The 15,668-nt window shown below is 68.5% G+C and carries 16 protein-coding genes; 5 read left to right on the top strand and 11 right to left on the bottom strand.

Features of this window, described 5'->3' with window-relative positions:
• The 4 genes from LPH33_RS03485 to LPH33_RS03470 form a co-directional block, all read right to left on the bottom strand.
• Nucleotides 1–810, bottom strand: coding sequence for an SDR family NAD(P)-dependent oxidoreductase (locus LPH33_RS03485; RefSeq protein ID WP_159416692.1), 810 nt, complete (start codon nt 808–810; stop codon nt 1–3).
• A gap of 261 nt (nt 811–1,071) precedes the next feature.
• Entirely contained in the window at nt 1,072–1,749 is a 678-nt protein-coding gene (gene purQ / locus LPH33_RS03480; RefSeq protein WP_229567048.1) for a phosphoribosylformylglycinamidine synthase subunit PurQ, read from the bottom strand.
• A complete protein-coding gene (purS, locus tag LPH33_RS03475; protein WP_006551824.1) occupies nt 1,746–1,991 on the bottom strand; it encodes a phosphoribosylformylglycinamidine synthase subunit PurS in 246 nt (81 codons plus the stop codon). Before purS ends, purQ begins: the two co-directional genes overlap by 4 nt.
• A gap of 126 nt (nt 1,992–2,117) precedes the next feature.
• Complete coding sequence (locus LPH33_RS03470) at nt 2,118–3,008, bottom strand: LLM class flavin-dependent oxidoreductase (RefSeq protein WP_106201596.1); 891 nt, start codon at nt 3,006–3,008, stop codon at nt 2,118–2,120.
• Nucleotides 3,009–3,038: 30 nt separating this feature from the next.
• Between LPH33_RS03470 and LPH33_RS03465 the strand changes: the two genes are divergently transcribed.
• Nucleotides 3,039–3,683 carry an MBL fold metallo-hydrolase gene (locus LPH33_RS03465; RefSeq protein WP_006551826.1) on the top strand — a complete coding sequence of 215 codons (645 nt, stop codon included), beginning with the start codon at nt 3,039–3,041 and terminating at the stop codon, nt 3,681–3,683.
• A 94-nt stretch (nt 3,684–3,777) separates the two neighbouring features.
• On the opposite strand, the gene LPH33_RS03460 is transcribed toward LPH33_RS03465, so the two are convergent.
• Together LPH33_RS03460 and LPH33_RS03455 are read right to left on the bottom strand one after the other, a co-directional pair.
• A complete protein-coding gene (locus LPH33_RS03460) occupies nt 3,778–5,421 on the bottom strand; it encodes an FAD-binding dehydrogenase (protein ID WP_064255957.1) in 1,644 nt (547 codons plus the stop codon).
• A gap of 58 nt (nt 5,422–5,479) precedes the next feature.
• Nucleotides 5,480–6,184, bottom strand: a complete 705-nt coding sequence (locus LPH33_RS03455; protein ID WP_229567046.1) for a DUF2334 domain-containing protein — start codon at nt 6,182–6,184, stop codon at nt 5,480–5,482.
• 138 nt (nt 6,185–6,322) lie between these two features.
• Here LPH33_RS03455 and LPH33_RS03450 point away from each other — a divergent pair, with 138 nt between their 5' ends.
• On the top strand, nt 6,323–8,449 hold the full coding sequence (locus tag LPH33_RS03450; RefSeq protein ID WP_229567044.1) for an NAD(P)/FAD-dependent oxidoreductase: 2,127 nt from the start codon (nt 6,323–6,325) through the stop codon (nt 8,447–8,449).
• Nucleotides 8,450–8,504: 55 nt separating this feature from the next.
• Here LPH33_RS03450 and bluB read toward each other — a convergent pair whose 3' ends face one another.
• Genes bluB through LPH33_RS03430 form a run of 4 tightly spaced genes read right to left on the bottom strand, consistent with a single transcriptional unit; the run spans nt 8,505 to nt 10,651 of the window.
• Entirely contained in the window at nt 8,505–9,164 is a 660-nt protein-coding gene (bluB, locus tag LPH33_RS03445) for a 5,6-dimethylbenzimidazole synthase (RefSeq protein ID WP_085469192.1), read from the bottom strand.
• Between the two features lies 1 nt (nt 9,165).
• Complete coding sequence (locus LPH33_RS03440; RefSeq protein ID WP_229567043.1) at nt 9,166–9,660, bottom strand: glutathione peroxidase; 495 nt, start codon at nt 9,658–9,660, stop codon at nt 9,166–9,168.
• Between the two features lie 47 nt (nt 9,661–9,707).
• Nucleotides 9,708–10,133, bottom strand: a complete 426-nt coding sequence (locus LPH33_RS03435) for a DUF1801 domain-containing protein (RefSeq protein WP_229567041.1) — start codon at nt 10,131–10,133, stop codon at nt 9,708–9,710.
• Entirely contained in the window at nt 10,130–10,651 is a 522-nt protein-coding gene (locus LPH33_RS03430; RefSeq protein ID WP_138841688.1) for an SRPBCC family protein, read from the bottom strand. The genes LPH33_RS03435 and LPH33_RS03430 overlap by 4 nt, the downstream gene beginning before the upstream one ends.
• Nucleotides 10,652–10,857: 206 nt before the next feature.
• On the opposite strand from LPH33_RS03430, the gene LPH33_RS03425 reads away from it, so the two are divergent.
• Nucleotides 10,858–11,721 carry a fumarylacetoacetate hydrolase family protein gene (locus LPH33_RS03425; protein ID WP_160873739.1) on the top strand — a complete coding sequence of 288 codons (864 nt, stop codon included), beginning with the start codon at nt 10,858–10,860 and terminating at the stop codon, nt 11,719–11,721.
• A gap of 70 nt (nt 11,722–11,791) precedes the next feature.
• Here the strand turns inward: LPH33_RS03425 and LPH33_RS03420 are convergent, their stop codons facing one another.
• Nucleotides 11,792–13,156: a cation:dicarboxylate symporter family transporter gene (locus tag LPH33_RS03420; protein WP_229567039.1), complete on the bottom strand. Its 1,365-nt coding sequence runs from the start codon at nt 13,154–13,156 to the stop codon at nt 11,792–11,794.
• Between the two features lie 155 nt (nt 13,157–13,311).
• Here LPH33_RS03420 and LPH33_RS03415 point away from each other — a divergent pair, with 155 nt between their 5' ends.
• Nucleotides 13,312–14,862: a sensor histidine kinase gene (locus LPH33_RS03415; protein WP_088897502.1), complete on the top strand. Its 1,551-nt coding sequence runs from the start codon at nt 13,312–13,314 to the stop codon at nt 14,860–14,862.
• Entirely contained in the window at nt 14,859–15,551 is a 693-nt protein-coding gene (locus LPH33_RS03410; protein ID WP_016694759.1) for a response regulator, read from the top strand. Before LPH33_RS03415 ends, LPH33_RS03410 begins: the two co-directional genes overlap by 4 nt.
• Nucleotides 15,552–15,668: the final 117 nt, after the last annotated feature.

The following is a 15,668-nucleotide window of genomic DNA, read 5'->3' as shown; positions in this document are numbered from 1 at the left end:
TCACATGACCAGGCCGCCGGACGGCGAGAACGTCTGTCCGGTGTAGTAGGCGCCTTCCTCACCGGCGAGGAACAGCACGGTCCGCGCGACCTCCTCGGGGGTGGCGGGCCGTTTGATCGGCTGCAGGGACACGAGGAACTCGTTGAACTCGGGGTCGGTCTGCCGGAACAGCGGGGTGTCGACGGCGCCGGGGGCGAGCGCGTTGACGCGGATGCCGAAGGGCGCGAGTTCGGTCGCCGTCTCGCGGGTGAGGCCGAGGACACCGGCCTTCGAGGCCGGATAGTAGGCCGGCATCGCGACGGACATCAGCGCGGCGGCGGATGAGAAGTTGACGATCGCTCCCCCTCCGGCCTTCTTCATCAGCGGCACGGCGGCGCGGGTGGTGTAGAACGGCCCGTACAGGTTGATCTTGAGGACGCGGTCGAAGTCCTCGTCGGTGACCGACTCGATGAACTCGGGGTGGTGCGGCCGGCCTTCCTTGGCCGCGGTGAAGCCCTTGTAGTTCTCCTCGTTGAGCGCCTCGGCGGCGGCGCGGTTGGGCGTGTTGACCCCTGCGGCGTTCACCAGCACGTCGAGACGACCCTGCTCATCGGCGACCTTCGCGAAGGCGGCACGCACGGCATCGGGATCGGCGATGTCGAGGGGAACCGGGCGAGCTCCGGGCAGCGCCGCGAAGTCGCGCTCGAGATTCTCGGCGGAGATGTCCGCCCCGTAGACGACGGCGCCCTGTTCGGCGAACGCCGCAGCGGTGGCCAGACCCATGCCCGACGCGGCACCGGTGACGAAGACGACCTTGTCCTGGAACTGCATTCGATACTCCTCGACGCTCGCGGGCCCATGTGCGGCTACCCGACGGGTCGAAAGCATGGCATTTCAGTAGACGCATGTCTAGCGAAATTTTCTCCGAAGTTCATAACCCCAGTTCGAGGACGGTATTTTGCATATGAAATATCTGTAATACACCTGCGAGGCATCAGGTTCGGAGGATTGTCCGACCCCTTGGAATGGGGGAAGCCCCCACCGACCCGAGAGGGTCGATGGGGGCTTCGCCGGAAGGCTCCGGTCAGACGATCACGCGTTGACGACCGCGTCCAGCACGCTGTAGAACATGCCGAGTCCGTCGTCGCTGGGGCCGGTGAGCGCCTCGGTGGCGTGCTCGGGGTGCGGCATGAGACCGACGACCCGGCCGTTCGCCGACGAGATACCGGCGATGCCGCGCTGCGAACCGTTCGGGTTGTCGCCCGCGAAACGGAACACCACGCGACCTTCACCCTCGAGCTCGTCGAGCACCTCCTCCGATGCCTGGTAGCGGCCCTCACCCGACTTGAGCGGGATGAGGATCTCGGCGCCGGCCTCGTAGCGCGAGGTCCACGCGGTGGTGTTCGACTCGACCTTCAGCCACTCGTCGCGGCAGACGAAGTGCAGACCGGCGTTGCGGGTGAGCGCGCCGGGCAGCAGACCCGCCTCGCACAGCACCTGGAAGCCGTTGCAGATGCCGAGGACGGGCATGCCCTTCTGCGCGGCCTCGACGACCTTGCCCATCACCGGCGCGAACCGTGCGATGGCGCCGCAGCGCAGGTAGTCGCCGTAGGAGAAGCCGCCGGGCACGATCACCGCGTCGACTCCCTTGAGATCGGCGTCCCCGTGCCACAGGCTCACGGCCTCACCACCGGCGAGCTTCACCGCGCGGGAGGCGTCGACGTCGTCGAGCGTGCCCGGGAAGGTGATGACTCCGATGCGTGCGCTCATGCGTCACCGTCGATCCGCCGGATGGCCCAGTCCTCGATCACCGTGTTGGCGAGCAACGACTCGGCGATCTTCTCGAGCTCCTCGTCGCCGACGCTGCCGTCGACCTCGAGCTCGAAACGCTTGCCCTGACGGACGTCGGTCACGCCCGCGAAGCCCAGCCGCGACAGCGCCCCGGTGATGGCCTGACCCTGGGGGTCGAGAATCTCGGCTTTGGGCATGACTTCGACGACGACACGCGCCACGTGCTGCTCCTCGGTAGTAGTGCTGGCGCCCGGGGACGGACACCGGACATCCAGCAGTTTACCGGCCGTGGCCACCGGGACGGGCATCGGCCGAGGTCCCGCTCGTGCGAGACCCGTCACCCCCGTTCAACGCCGCTCGGCAGCAACGAGTTCGCGCACGCGGGGCGCGACCTCACCGGCGAAACGTTCGAGGTCGGATCGCTCGTCGCTGCCGAGGACGAAGGTGCTGGTCCCGTGCCGCAGGGTCAGCTCGGCGAGCTGCTCGGCCCACACCTCGGGCGGCCCGTGCAGGAACGACCCGTCGGCGGTCCCCGCGAAGGTGCCGGAGATGTTGTAGAGCCGACGGATCGCGGCGGGATCACGCCCGGCACGGTGCGCGCCCTCGTCGACGCGGGCGCTCATCTCCCCCAGTTTCTCGGGCCCGGCGGCGAACGAACTCGGCAGCCATCCGTCGGCGAAGCGCCCGGTGACGTCGAGCATCCGCTTGCCGTAGGCCCCGAGCCAGATGCCGAGATCGTGCGCGGGGAACGGTCCCCGCTTCGCGCCGGTCAGCCGGTAGTACGTGCCGTCGACCCGGGCCGCGCCCTTCTCGTCCGACCACAGGGCGCGGATCACCTCGATCGCCTCGATCAGCGCATCGACCGCTTCGCCGGGGCTGCGGTGCGGTCCGCCGTTCGCGGCGACGGCGTCCCAGAAGGCACCCGACCCGAGACCCAGTTCGACGCGACCCCCACTGAGCCGGTCCAGCGAGGCCGCGCTCCGTGCGAGGATCACCGGCCCGCGCAGGGGCAGGTTCGCCACATCGGGCGCGACCGTCACGGTCGTGGTGCGCGCGGCGATCCACCCGAGCAGCGTCCAGGTGTCGAGGAATCGCGGCTGGTAGGGATGGTCCTGGATCGTCACCAGGTCGAGTCCGGCACGCTCCGACACCACGGCGAGGTCGACGACGCCCGCCGGATCGGCAGCGGAGGGCGTGAGGAAGCTGCCGAAGCGGAGTTCCTGTCCATAGTCGGTCATCGGGCTCCTTCCGACGGCATACTCGACGGCATGCAACTGACCCATTTCGGCCATTCCTGCATCCTCGTCGAACACCTCGGCGCGAAGCTCCTTTTCGACCCCGGAAATTTCTCCCACGGGTTCGAGGGCATCACCGGACTCGACGCGATCCTCGTGACCCACCAGCATCCCGACCACGCCGACACCACCCGGCTGCCCGCGCTCCTCGAGGCCAATCCCGGAGCGCAACTGTTCTCCGACCCGCAGTCGGCGAACCTGCTCGACGGCGACTGGACCGCGGTGCGTCCCGGCGACTCCTTCTCGGTGGGTTCGCTGACCGTGCGCGGCACCGGCGGACGGCACGCGGTGATCCACCCCGACATGCCCGTCATCGACAACACGGCCTTCCTCGTGGGCGACGACGAGAATCCGTCGCGGCTGCTGCACCCCGGCGACTCGCTGTACATCCCGCACGAGCGCGTCGACGTGCTGGCCCTGCCGTCGACCGCGCCGTGGCTCAAGATCTGGGAGGCGATCGACTACCTGCGCGCGGTGAATCCGCGGGTCGCCGTGCCGATCCACCAGGGCATCGTCAACGACAACGGTCGCGGCATCTTCTACGGCCGGTACAGCGAGATGGCGCCCGAGGGCACCGAATTCCGCGTGCTGCCGCACGAGGACGGAGTCGAGGTCTGACGCTGCGGAGCGCGAAACGGTCGTCGGCGCGGGATGTTTCGCGCTCCTATGACCGTTTCGCGCTCTGCTGTCCCGGTCGACGCCGACGGGAGGTTCAACGGGCGGCGGCGCGACCTGCCGCCCGTCCCGAGAAGATGCATCCGCCGAGGAAGGTGCCCTCGAGCGACCGGTAGCCGTGGACGCCGCCACCACCGAAGCCGGCGACCTCACCGGCGGCGAAGAGACCGTCGAAGACCGACCCGTCCGACCGCAGGACGCGCGACGACAGGTCGGTCTCGAGGCCGCCGAGCGTCTTACGGGTGAGCAGATGCAGCTTCACGGCGATGAGCGGGCCGGCCTTGGGGTCGAGGATCCGGTGCGGCGCCGCGATGCGGACGACGCGATCGGGTGCGTAGGCGCGCGCCGAGCGCACCGCCGCGACCTGCAGGTCCTTGGTGTACTTGTTGTCCATCTCGCGGTCGCGGGCCTCGACCACCGAACGCACCTGCTCGTAGTCGAGCGGCGCCTCGGGGGTGAGTTCGTTCATGCCCGCGACGAGATCGGCGAGCGTGTCGCGGACGACGAAGTCGACACCGCGCTCCTTGAAGGCCTCGACCGGTCCGGGTGCACCCGACCTGACCCGCTGCAGCAGCAGGCGGAGGCTGCGCCCGGTGAGGTCGGGATTCTGCTCGGAGCCGGAGAGCCCGAATTCCTTCTCGATGATCTTCTGGTCGAGCACGAACCAGGTGTGGTCGTAACCCGTGCTCACGATGTACTCGAGGGTGCCGAGCGTGTCGAAGCCGGGGAACAACGGCACCGGCAACCGCTTGCCGGTGGCGTCGAGCCACAGCGAGGACGGGCCGGGCAGAATGCGGATGCCGTGATCGGGCCACACCGGGTCGTAGTTGGTGATGCCCTCGGTGTAGTGCCACATGCGGTCGCGGTTGACGATGTTCCCGCCGGCCTTCTCGGTGATCTCGAGCATCCGGCCGTCGACGTGGGCGGGCACACCGCTGAGCATGTGCTTCGGCGGCTCCCCCATCCGCTTCGGCCAGTTCTTCTTCACGAGGTCGTAGTTGCCGCCGATACCGCCGGAGGTGACGATGACGGCTCCGGCGGAGAACTCGAAGTCCCCGACGACGGTGCGGGAGGACGCCACGCCGCGCGCCGCGTCGGTGGGTTCGAGAATCGCCCCGCGCACACCGGTGGCGGCGCCGTCGGTGACGACGAGTTCGTCGACCCGGTGGCGGTGCTTCAGCGTGACGAGTCCGCGTTCGACGCCTTCGCGGAGCTTGCGCTCGAAGATCTCGACGAGGCCCGGACCGGTGCCCCAGGTGATGTGGAATCGCGGGACCGAGTTGCCGTGCCCTGCAGCGTCGTATCCGCCGCGTTCGGCCCAGTTGACCATCGGGAAGATCTTCAGCCCGCGCTGCTTGAGCCAGGCGTGCTTCTCCCCCGCGGCGAACTCGACGTAGGCCTGGGCCCAGCGCCGCGGCCAGCGGTCCTCGATCTCGCGGTCGAAGCCGGCGGTGCCCATCCAGTCCTGCAGGGCGAGTTCGTAGGAATCCTTGATCCCGAGTCGTCGCTGTTCGGGACTGTCGACGAAGAACAACCCACCGAACGACCAGAAGGCCTGCCCACCAATGTTGTTCGAGTTCTCCTGATCGACCAGCAGAACCTTGCGACCGGCGTCGATCAGTTCACCGACCGCCACGAGCCCCGCGAGTCCCGCCCCCACCACGATCACGTCAGCGTCCATGGCCGCCAACATTACCGAGCGGATGCGACGACCGGGAGCACCGGCGGGCCCGGCGGGATCACGCCACGCGGCTGTTCGACGGGCGCGGCCGCCAGGCGTGGACGGTCGGCTCGGCACCGTGGTGCAGCGCGAGGTCGACAGCGTCGAGGACCGCCTGGCGGGGTCCGGACTCGGCGAGCCGGGGCGCGGCGATCGCCAGGCGCAGCAGCTCCCCGCGCCGCGCCGTCCGCGACGCCCCCATCACCATCGCGCGGCATCGCCACACGTCCGACCCCGCACCGTCGCCGAGGCCGTACACCCGCGCCTTCGTCACGGTGCCCGTTACCAGGTCGTGGATGCCGGCGTTGTCCGCCATCATCCGGAAACCGACCTGCGGAAGTGCTGCCACTGCGCCCGGCGACGCGCGCCATCGCGGTGGTGCGAACAGCCGGGTGCGGAGTCCGGTCTCCTCGAGCACGCGGTCGGCGGCGAGCAGGCGCAACCGTGCTTCGTGCTCGGGCAGCGTCGCGAACTCGGCGCGACGTCGCTTCGTCGCCGCCTGGTCGTAACCGTGTAGCACGATCGCGTCGCCGCCCTCGCGTCGCTCGAGCAGCCATTCCTGCGTCGCCGGATCCCGCGCGAGGCGGTAGTGGTCCTTCAGGCGGGGTGCGACGAACAATGACAACGGCACTCCGCGCGCATCCGTCTCACGGGCAAAGGCGTCCACGAGGTCGCGCGTGACGTCCCGGATCCCCGACACCGACACGATCATCCGTCCGCTCATGACCCCGAGCCTGCTGCACCCGGGTGAACGGCGTCCTGCCCTGCCGGGAAGTCCGGATGAAGACTCGGGCCGGCAATCCGCATCCCGTTCATCGGGACAGTGTCGACGGCCACATCGAGCCGGGCATACCGTCCGGGCGTGGCAGTCCCGAACCAGACCTATACGCGCCTTCTCTCCCCCGGCACCATCGGGCCGATCACCCTGGACAACCGAGTGGTGATGCCCGCCATGGACATGAACCTCTGCGAGGACGGGGAGATCGAACAGGGCGACATCGACCATTTCGTCGCCCGCGCGGCCGGAGGCACCGGGCTGATCGTCACCGGATGCTGCGCGGTCGCCTATCCGGCGGGATGCGCCAGCACTAAGGAACCCGGCCTGTCCGAGGACCGGTTCATCCCCGGTCTCCGTGCGCTGGCCGACGCCGTCCACGAGGCCGGCAGCAAGCTGTGCGTGCAGATGGTGCATCACGGCAAGGTCGCTCGCATCGACACCCTGCAGGGCCGTCCGCAACTGGTACCGAGCATCCCGAAGCCGCCGAGCGACATGAGCGCGATGGCGGACTGCACCCCCGAGGAGCTGCAGCGCATGGCTGCGATCCAGGGCGGCAAGCAGGCCACCTACAACGAAGCCACCGAAACCGATATCCAGTGGCTGATCCGCATGTTCGCCGAGGCAGCGGGCCGGGTCGCTGCCGCCGGAGCGGACGCCGTCGAGATCCACGCCGCCCACAACTACGTGCTCGGCGCCTTCCTCAGCCGCTACACGAACCAGCGCACCGACGAATACGGCGGGTCGCTGGAGAACCGGGCCCGGCTGACCTGCGAGGTGATCCGCGCGGTCAAGGCCGAGGTCGGCGACCGCCTCGCCGTCATCGTGCGCCTGGCAGGGCAGGAATACGGTGAGACGGACGGCCTGACCGTCGAGGAATCCGCCGCTGCCGCAGTGCTGTTCGAGCAGGCCGGCGCCGACGCTCTCCACGTCACGGGCACCGCACTGAACGCGTTCGCGAACTTCACCGACGGCCCGCTGCCGGACAAGGTCGGCTTCTACACTTCCGAGGCCGCGGTCATCAAGCGTGCGGTGTCGATCCCCGTCATCACCGTCGGCCGCATGCTGCCGGAGGTCGGCGAGCGGATGATCGCCGAGGGCGTCACTGACTTCGTAGCGATGGGACGTCAGTTGCTGGCCGATCCCGCGCTCGTCGCCAAGCTGAAGCAGGGGCGCAGCGAACAGATCCGCCCGTGCATCAACTGCTACGTGTGCGTGCAGGAGAACTTCTGGGACGCCACGCCCATCTGCGCGGTCAATCCGGCGCTGGGCAACGAGACACTCGTGCCGTTCGTCCGCACTGCGGCGCCGAAGCACATCGTCGTGGTCGGTGCCGGTCCGGGCGGTCTCGAGGCGGCGCGGGTCGCCACCGAGCGCGGGCACCGCGTCACCGTCCTGGACAAGACCGACCGGCTGGGCGGGACCCTGTGGTTCTCGACCCTCACCACCCCCGACAACGAGCGGCTGCTGAAATGGCTGACGGCCGAGGTCACCCGCCTCGCCATCGACGTGCGGCTCGGCACCGAGGCCACCGCCGCATCGATCCGCGCCCTGGAGCCGGACGTGGTGGTCGTCGCGACGGGCGCCGTGCGGGAACGTCCCACCGTGCCGGGCGGGGACCTGCCGCACGTGCACACAGGCGACAGCATGCGTGCGCTCATGACGGGCGCGGGCGACGTCTCCGGCCAGTCGCCCCTGCTGCGGATGATGGGCCGATTGGGCAAGCTCGCGGGTATCACCACGAGCCCCCGGAGGATCCGTGATCTGAGCCGGCGGTTCCTGCGTTTCCTGCCGATGGCGAAGGACGTCGTCGTGATCGGCGGGTCGCTCGTCGGTCTGGAGCTGGCCGAGTTCATGGCCGATCGCGGCAGCCGGGTGACGCTGCTCGCCGAAGGTCAGCAGCTCGGGGTGCCGATGGCAATGCCGCGCCGGTGGACCGCCGTCAAACACGCGCGCGAGGTGGGCGTCGAGGTGCACCGCAATGCGACCGTTCAGCGCATCACGCGGAAGACGGTGGAGTTCACGGTCGGTGGGGAGACGAAATCGGTGCGCGCCCGGATGGTCGTCGTCGCGTCCGGGGTGTCGGCGGCGGCACCGCTCGCCGACGAGCTGGCCGGCTCGGGCATCGACGTCCGCGTCGTCGGGGACGCGGGTCGGGTCGACTACATCGAGGGCGCCGTCCACAGTGCCTGGAAGGTGGCAACCGACCTGTGAGAACAGTAGGTGGCGGCCGGTTCGTGCACTCACGAACCGGCCGCCACCCGTCGGATCAGGCCTCCCGGTCGCCCGGCGCCGCGAACCTGTCGCGGTGCACGGCCTCCTCGAGCGGGCGACCCTTGCGCCAGCCGAACCGTTCGAGGTCGGGTATTTCCTGCAGCCGCGTGACCGGGCCGACGCACAGCCACGCGATGGGACGCACGGGTGCGCTCACTCCGACGAAGTCGGCGAGGAAGTCCTCCTCGTAGAACGACACCCATCCCACGCCGAGTCCCTCGGCGGTCGCGGCGAGCCACAGGTTCTGGATCGCCAGCACGGCCGAGAACAGGCCGGATTCGTCGATGGTGTGGCGGCCGAGGATGTGCTTGCCGCCGCGTTCGGGGTCGTAGGTGACGACGACGCCGGTCCCCGATTCGACGATGCCTTCGATCTTGATGGGGTCGAAGGTGCTCTTCCGGTCCTCGGGGAGCGAGTCGGCGAACGCCTGTCGGCAACCGGCGACGTGCTCGGCGAACTCCTTCAGTCGCTGTTCGTCCTGCACGACGACGAAGTCCCAGGGCTGGGTGTTGCCGACACTGGGTGCGTGGTGGGCGGCCCGCAGGATGCGCATCAGCGTGTCCTCGTCGAGCCGTTCCCCGTTGAATTCTGCACGGACGTCGCGACGCATGCGGATGATGTCGTACAGCGCGTCCCGCGCTTCTGTGCCGAACATGTCAGGCCGGCAGGATCTCTTCGAGGGCGTCGAGGATCTCGGGCGCATCCGGTTCCGTGCGGGGACGGAAGCGCGCGGCGACCGTGCCGTCGGGGGCGATGAGGAACTTCTCGAAGTTCCACTGGATGTCGCCGGCCTCGCCGGAGGCGTCCGGGTGCTTGGTGAGCTCGGCGTAGAGCGGATGCCGGTTCTCGCCGTTGACCTCGATCTTCTCGAGCAACGGGAAGGTCACGCCGTAGGTGGCGGAGCAGAACTCCTGGATCTCCTCCGGTGTGCCGGGCTCCTGACCCATGAACTGGTTGCACGGCACGCCCACGACGAACAGTCCGCGGTCGCGGTATTCCTGCGCGAGCTTCTCGAGCGCCGCGTACTGCGGGGTCAGGCCGCACTTGGACGCGACGTTCACGACGAGAACCGCGTGGCCCTCGTACGCGCCGAGATTCGTGGGTTCACCCGTGAGGGTGTTGATCGGGATATCCTGGAGAGGCGTGGTCATGCTTCCAAACTATCGTGTGCCCGATCACTCCCCCGAACATCGGCGTGCTACATCTTCTCCCCCGGGAGCGCGGCGGCCTGCCGAACCCACTTCCGGACCTTCTCCTCGTCGAGGTCCTCGAGCCGGCGGATGTCGTGATAGCGCATCTCGGGATGCTTGGACCCCTTCTCCGGCAGCGGGTCGAGCGAACTCCCCCTGAAGAAACTCAGCTGCACGTAGTTCGTGAAGCAGCGGAACGTGAGGAACCAGCTGTCGTCGGCGGTGCCGTAGAGCGGCTGGTTCCACTTCACGGCGTTGTGGACGTCGGGAACGTCCTCGAGGATCAGCTCGTCGAGGCGTCGGCCGATGTCGTGCTTCCACTCGGGCATCGCCGCGATGTAGGCCTCGACCGGTTCCCTGCCCATCCCCTTCGGGATCTGGGGGTTGCCACCCGACAACAGCTTGGGTCCGGTGCCCTTCTCGGACTCGCTCATGAGGTTTCCCCTCCTTGTCCCGGCACGGGAGCACCCGCCGGGAACCCTTCTGCGATGTAGGACTCGTAGACCGGCCGCCAGGCCTCCGAGTCGGTCTCCTGCGACGGCGGTTCGCCTGCCAGCAGGGCGTCGAACTCGTCGAGGCAGACCGTCCAGCCTGCGGCGACCATCGCGGCGGTCTCCCGGTCGCCGAGGACGTTGACGAAGACGAACAGGCAGCCCTGCGGCGTCGGGTTCAGTGTGAACCCCAGTTCGTCGCCCTCCCACGTGTAGGACAGGCTGCCGCGTGGCTCGCACGCCAGGATCGTGCCCTTCGTGGGCTCGGCGCCGGGCTCGTCGGTGAAGGTGATCGTGCCGCCTTCACGGAGTTCGATGTCGACGGCGGCGGGGAACCATCGGGAGAGTTCGGCCGGGTCGGTCACCGCGCTCCACAGGCGTTCCTGCGGATACGGGTACTCCCGCTCGAAGCGGATCGCGGGGCGGCCTTCGACATCGACGAATCGAGCTCGGTTCTTCACAGCGACTCCCGAAGTTGTGCGGTTGAAGAGCGTTGCGTGGCTTCTTCCCCGAACTATGCCGCATCCCTCCGACAGGAGGGTGCGATCAGGAGACCCGGTCGAACTCGTCCTCGATGTCCCCGCTACGGCTCGAGCACCACCTCTGTCGGAGGCCGCGGTGACATAGCAGGATCGAACCGACCACCGCAGCCATCAGGAGAACGTCCATGCGCATCGCCAACCTCGACAACCGAGCCGTCCTCGTCGTCGGTGACCCCGGCAACGAGCGGGGCATCGACATCGCCACCGCGTCCGACGGCCGGTTCGGACCCGACCTCGCCTCGATCTACGAGTCGTGGGACGAGGTGCGGGCGTGGGCGGCGGACGCGGACGTCACCGACCACGCTGCGATCGACCGTGCCCGGCTCGGCGCCCCTTCCCCCGCACCCCGTCAGGTCTTCGCGGTCGGGTTGAACTACGACGACCACGCCGCCGAATCGGGCTTCGAGGCGCCCACACATCTGCCCCCGGTGTTCACCAAGTACGTCTCGGCGTTCACCGGCCCCGACTCCGAGGTCACGATTCCGGACGGCGGCAACGTCGACTGGGAGATCGAACTCGTCGCCGTCATCGGTCGGGAGGCACGCGACGTCGACGCAGCAGACGCCTGGTCGTACGTCGCGGGCCTGACGGCGGGGCAGGACATCTCCGAACGCGTCGCCCAGATGCGCGGACCGGCGCCCCAGTTCGGTCTCGCCAAGTCCTATCCGGGCTTCGCTCCGCAGGGTCCGTGGCTCGTCACCCCCGACGAGTTCGCCGACCCGGACGATCTGGAACTGGGATGCGCAATCGACGGCGAGGAGGTCCAGAAAGGCCGTACGCGGGAGATGATCTTCTCCGTGCCCGCGCTGGTCGCCGAGCTGTCGCGCAACGTCACCCTGTATCCGGGCGACGTGATCTTCACCGGCACACCCGCGGGTGTGGGCATGGGCCGCGACCCGCAGCGCTACCTGCGCGCCGGTGAGCGGCTCGACAGCTGGATCGACGGCATCGGCGAACTGCACCAGCGTTTCATCGCCGCCGGCTCGTAGTCGCTACAGAAATGGCTGTCCGCTACGGAAATTTCCGTAGCGGACAGCCATTGTCGTAGCGGATGCCGGATCAGACGGACACCTTCTCCAGCTTCGCCGGTTCGCGCTCGGGAGCGGGCTCGTGATCGTCGATCATCATGCTCTCGTCGAACGGCAACCGTCCGCTGAGCACCTCGTCGACCCGTTCGCGATCCACCGACTTGGTCCACGTGCCGATGAGCAGGGTCGCGATGGCGTTGCCGGAGAAGTTGGTGACCGCTCGCGCCTCGGACATGAACCGGTCGACACCGACGATCAGGCCGACACCGTCGAGCAGGTCGGGACGGTGGCTCTGCAGACCGCCGGCAAGCGTCGCCAGGCCGGCGCCGGTGACCCCCGCCGCGCCCTTCGAGGCGACGATCATGAACAGCAGGAGCGAGACCTGCTCGCCGATGTTCAACGGGCTGCCCATCGCGTCGGAGACGAACAGGGCGGCCATCGTCAGGTAGATCGCGGTGCCGTCCAGGTTGAACGAGTAGCCGGTCGGCACGACCACGCCGACGGTGGTGCGCTGGACACCGAGGTGTTCCATCTTGGCGATCAGACGCGGCAGCGCGGACTCCGACGACGACGTCGCAAAGATGAGCAGGTACTCGCGGGCGAGGTACTTCACGAGCTTGAACACCGAGACACCGGCGACCGCGCGCAGCAGCGATCCGAGGATGCCGAAGACGAACACGACGCACGTGAGGTAGAAGGCGATCATCAGCACACCGAGTTGCAGCACGGCGCTCAGGCCGGTCTGGCCGACGACGTTGGCCATGGCACCGAACGCACCGATCGGGGCGAGCCACAGGATCATCGTCAGGATGCGGAAGACGAGCTTCTGCAGGTGGCCGATGCCGCGGAGGATCGGTTCACCCGACTTGCCGATGCCCTGGATCGCGAAGCCGACGAGCAGCGCCACGAACAGGGTCTGCAGGACACTGCCCTCGGTCAGTGCGGAGAGCAGGGAGGTCGGGATGATCGACGCAATGAAGTCGACGGTGCCACCGGCTGCGTGCGCCTTCTCGGCGAGTTCGGCACCCGAACCGGCGTTGGCCGGATCGAGGGTGAGGCCCGAGCCCGGGTCGAGCAGGTTGCCCACACCGAGACCGATCGCGAGTGCCACTGTCGACATGCCCACGAAGTAGATCAGCGCGAGTCCGCCGATCCGGCCGACACTCGCCGCCGCCCGCACCGACCCGATGCCGAGCACGATGGTGCAGAAGATCACCGGGCTGATCATCATCTTGATCAGGTCGACGAACATGGTGCCGAGGACACCGAGCGACTTGCCCGTCTCCGGCGCCAGCCATCCGACGGCGATACCGGCGACGACAGCGATGATGACGCCGATGTACAGCCAGTGGGTACGGTCGCGGCGTTTCCCGTCGCGTTCGGTGCTGGTGCTCATGGGGTGCCCTTCGATCCCGGATGTCGTGTGCGGTGGTGACCGGAGTCACTTCCACCTACCCGAAATGGTTGTCGGGAAACGCCCCGCCGAGGAAGTTTGTGTACATAGTGTTCACGGGGAGGTGACCGGTGAGACGTCGCGAGATGCGGCAGCCCATGAGCGTGGCGAGCCGGTTGCTGATCCTCCAATTGGTGGTGTTCACCGTGGTCGCGGTCGTGGCGGGCATCCTGTTCGCCGTCGACGAGCGCCGCGACGCCGACGACGCGACGCGCCGGTCCGTGACCGATATCGCAGTGACCATGGCACAGTTCCCGGAGGTCGCCGAGGGGTTGGAATCGGCCGATCCCACCGCGGCGCTGCAACCGCGTGCCGAGCAGGTCCGCGAGGCGACCGGCACCGACTTCGTGGTGGTCGTCGATCCGGACGGGATTCGCGTGACGCACCCCGTCGTCGACGAGATCGGACGCCCGTACACCGGTCATATCGACGAGGCCCGGTCGGGCACGCCGTTCACCGAGACGTACACGGGCAGTCTCGGCCCGTCGATCCGCACCGTCGCGCCGGTCCACGCCGACGACGGTGACCTGGTGGGCTTCGTGTCGGTCGGGGTGACCCGGCAACGCATCGCTGAGAACTTCCTGCGGGGGCTTCCGGGCATCGTGGGGGTCGTGGCCGCAGGACTGGCGGTGTCGGCGGTCGGCGCCTATCTCATCTCCCGGCGGCTCCGCCGGCAGACCCTCGGCCTGAATCCCGACCAGCTGCGGCGCATGTACGAACACCACGACGCCGTCCTGCACTCGATCGGAGAGGGACTGCTGGTGTTCGGCACGGCCGAGGACTCCCCGCGGGTCGACGTTGTCAACGACGAGGCCCGCCGCCTGCTCGGGCTTCCCCCGACCGGACCGGTCCCCTTCGACACGCTCCCCGAGACACTGCGCGAACTCGCACTCACCGGTGAGGCACGCGACGAGGTGCACCTGACGCGCGACCGCACCCTCGTCGTCAACAGCGACGCGGTGAACTGGAACGAGCGCCGCATCGGCACGGTCGTCACTCTCCGCGACCACACCGAACTACGCGGCGTCCTGGGCGAACTCGACTCGGTCCGCGGGTTCGCCGAGTCGCTGCGGGCGCAGGCACACGAGTCGGCGAACCGCCTGCACACCATCATCACGATGGTCGAACTCGGCCGGCCGGAGGAGGCGGTCGCCTTCGCGACGCAAGAACTGGCGGTCTCTCAACATCTGATCGACAGGTTGACGAGCGCCGTCCACGAACCGGCGCTGTCGGCACTGCTGCTCGGCAAGATCGACGAGGCCGCCGAACGAGGGGTGGAACTGACCGTCACCGACGACACGGAACTCGGTCCGGTTCCGATCCCGGCGCGCGATATCGTCACTCTCGTCGGGAATCTCATCGACAACGCCATCGACGCCTCCCATGCGTCGGACGATCCGTGGGTGGAGGTGACTGTGCGCCAGGAGGATTCGTCGATGGTCGTCGAGGTCGCCGACAGCGGGCCGGGAATGTCGTCGGACGTGCTGGCCCGGGCCATGCAGCGCGGCTATTCCACCAAGTCCGAGCAGCGCGGCCTCGGACTCGCGCTCGTCGCCCAGGTCGTCGCGCGTCACGGCGGCACCCTGCGCACCGAACCGTCGCTGGGTTCGATGATCGTCGCCGAGATCCCCCTCGGAGGCACGTCGTGATCCGCGTGCTCATCGTCGAGGACGAGCCGCTCATCGCCGAGGCCCACCGCGAATACGTCGGCAGGGTGGACGGATTCGAGGTGGTAGGTGTCGTGCACACGGGCAGCGACGCCGTGCGGGCGGTCGCGTCGGCGGCGCGGGCGAAAACACCGGTGGATCTGGTGCTGCTCGACATCGGGCTCCCCGACACGAACGGCCTCGAGGTCGCCGCGCGCCTGAGCGCCGGTCGCCCGAGCCCCGACATCATCGCTGTGACGTCGAATCGCGATCTGGAGGTCGTGCGGACGGCGGTCGCTCGGGGCGTGGTGTTGTATCTGCTCAAGCCGTTCACCTTCGCGGCGCTGCAGGACAAGCTCGAACAGTACGTGGCCTATCGTTCGGCGCTGCGCGACGCGGAGACGGCGGCGGGTCAGCACGACATCGACCGCGCCATGGCGGCCCTGCGCACGAGCAGTTCCCGTCCGTCGACCCCCAAGGGCATCTCCCCCGACACGCTGTCGAAGATCACCGATTTCCTCCACGACGCCGACGGCCCGCGCACCGCCGCGGAAGTCGGATCGGCCGTGGGGGTCTCACGCGTCACGGCATGGCGTTATCTCGAACGACTCGCCGACGACGGAGCCGCGACCCGTCTCACCGAGTACGGCCGCGCCGGCCGACCCCAGGTCCGGTACGAACTGCGCAGGTGAGCGGTCGTGTATCCGATGACGAGGCGACAACGATGCGATAACTCCGTTAACGGGGGCGTCGGCGGGTCGCGACGTACCGGGTGATCACCTGCCCGACTCCACCGAGGAGGCACACAC

This window comes from Rhodococcus sp. RDE2, from assembly GCF_020885655.1.
Lineage (GTDB): Bacteria > Actinomycetota > Actinomycetes > Mycobacteriales > Mycobacteriaceae > Rhodococcus > Rhodococcus pyridinivorans.
The sequence above is the reverse complement of the archived record's forward strand: the minus strand, read 5'-3'. Positions and strand labels throughout refer to the sequence as shown.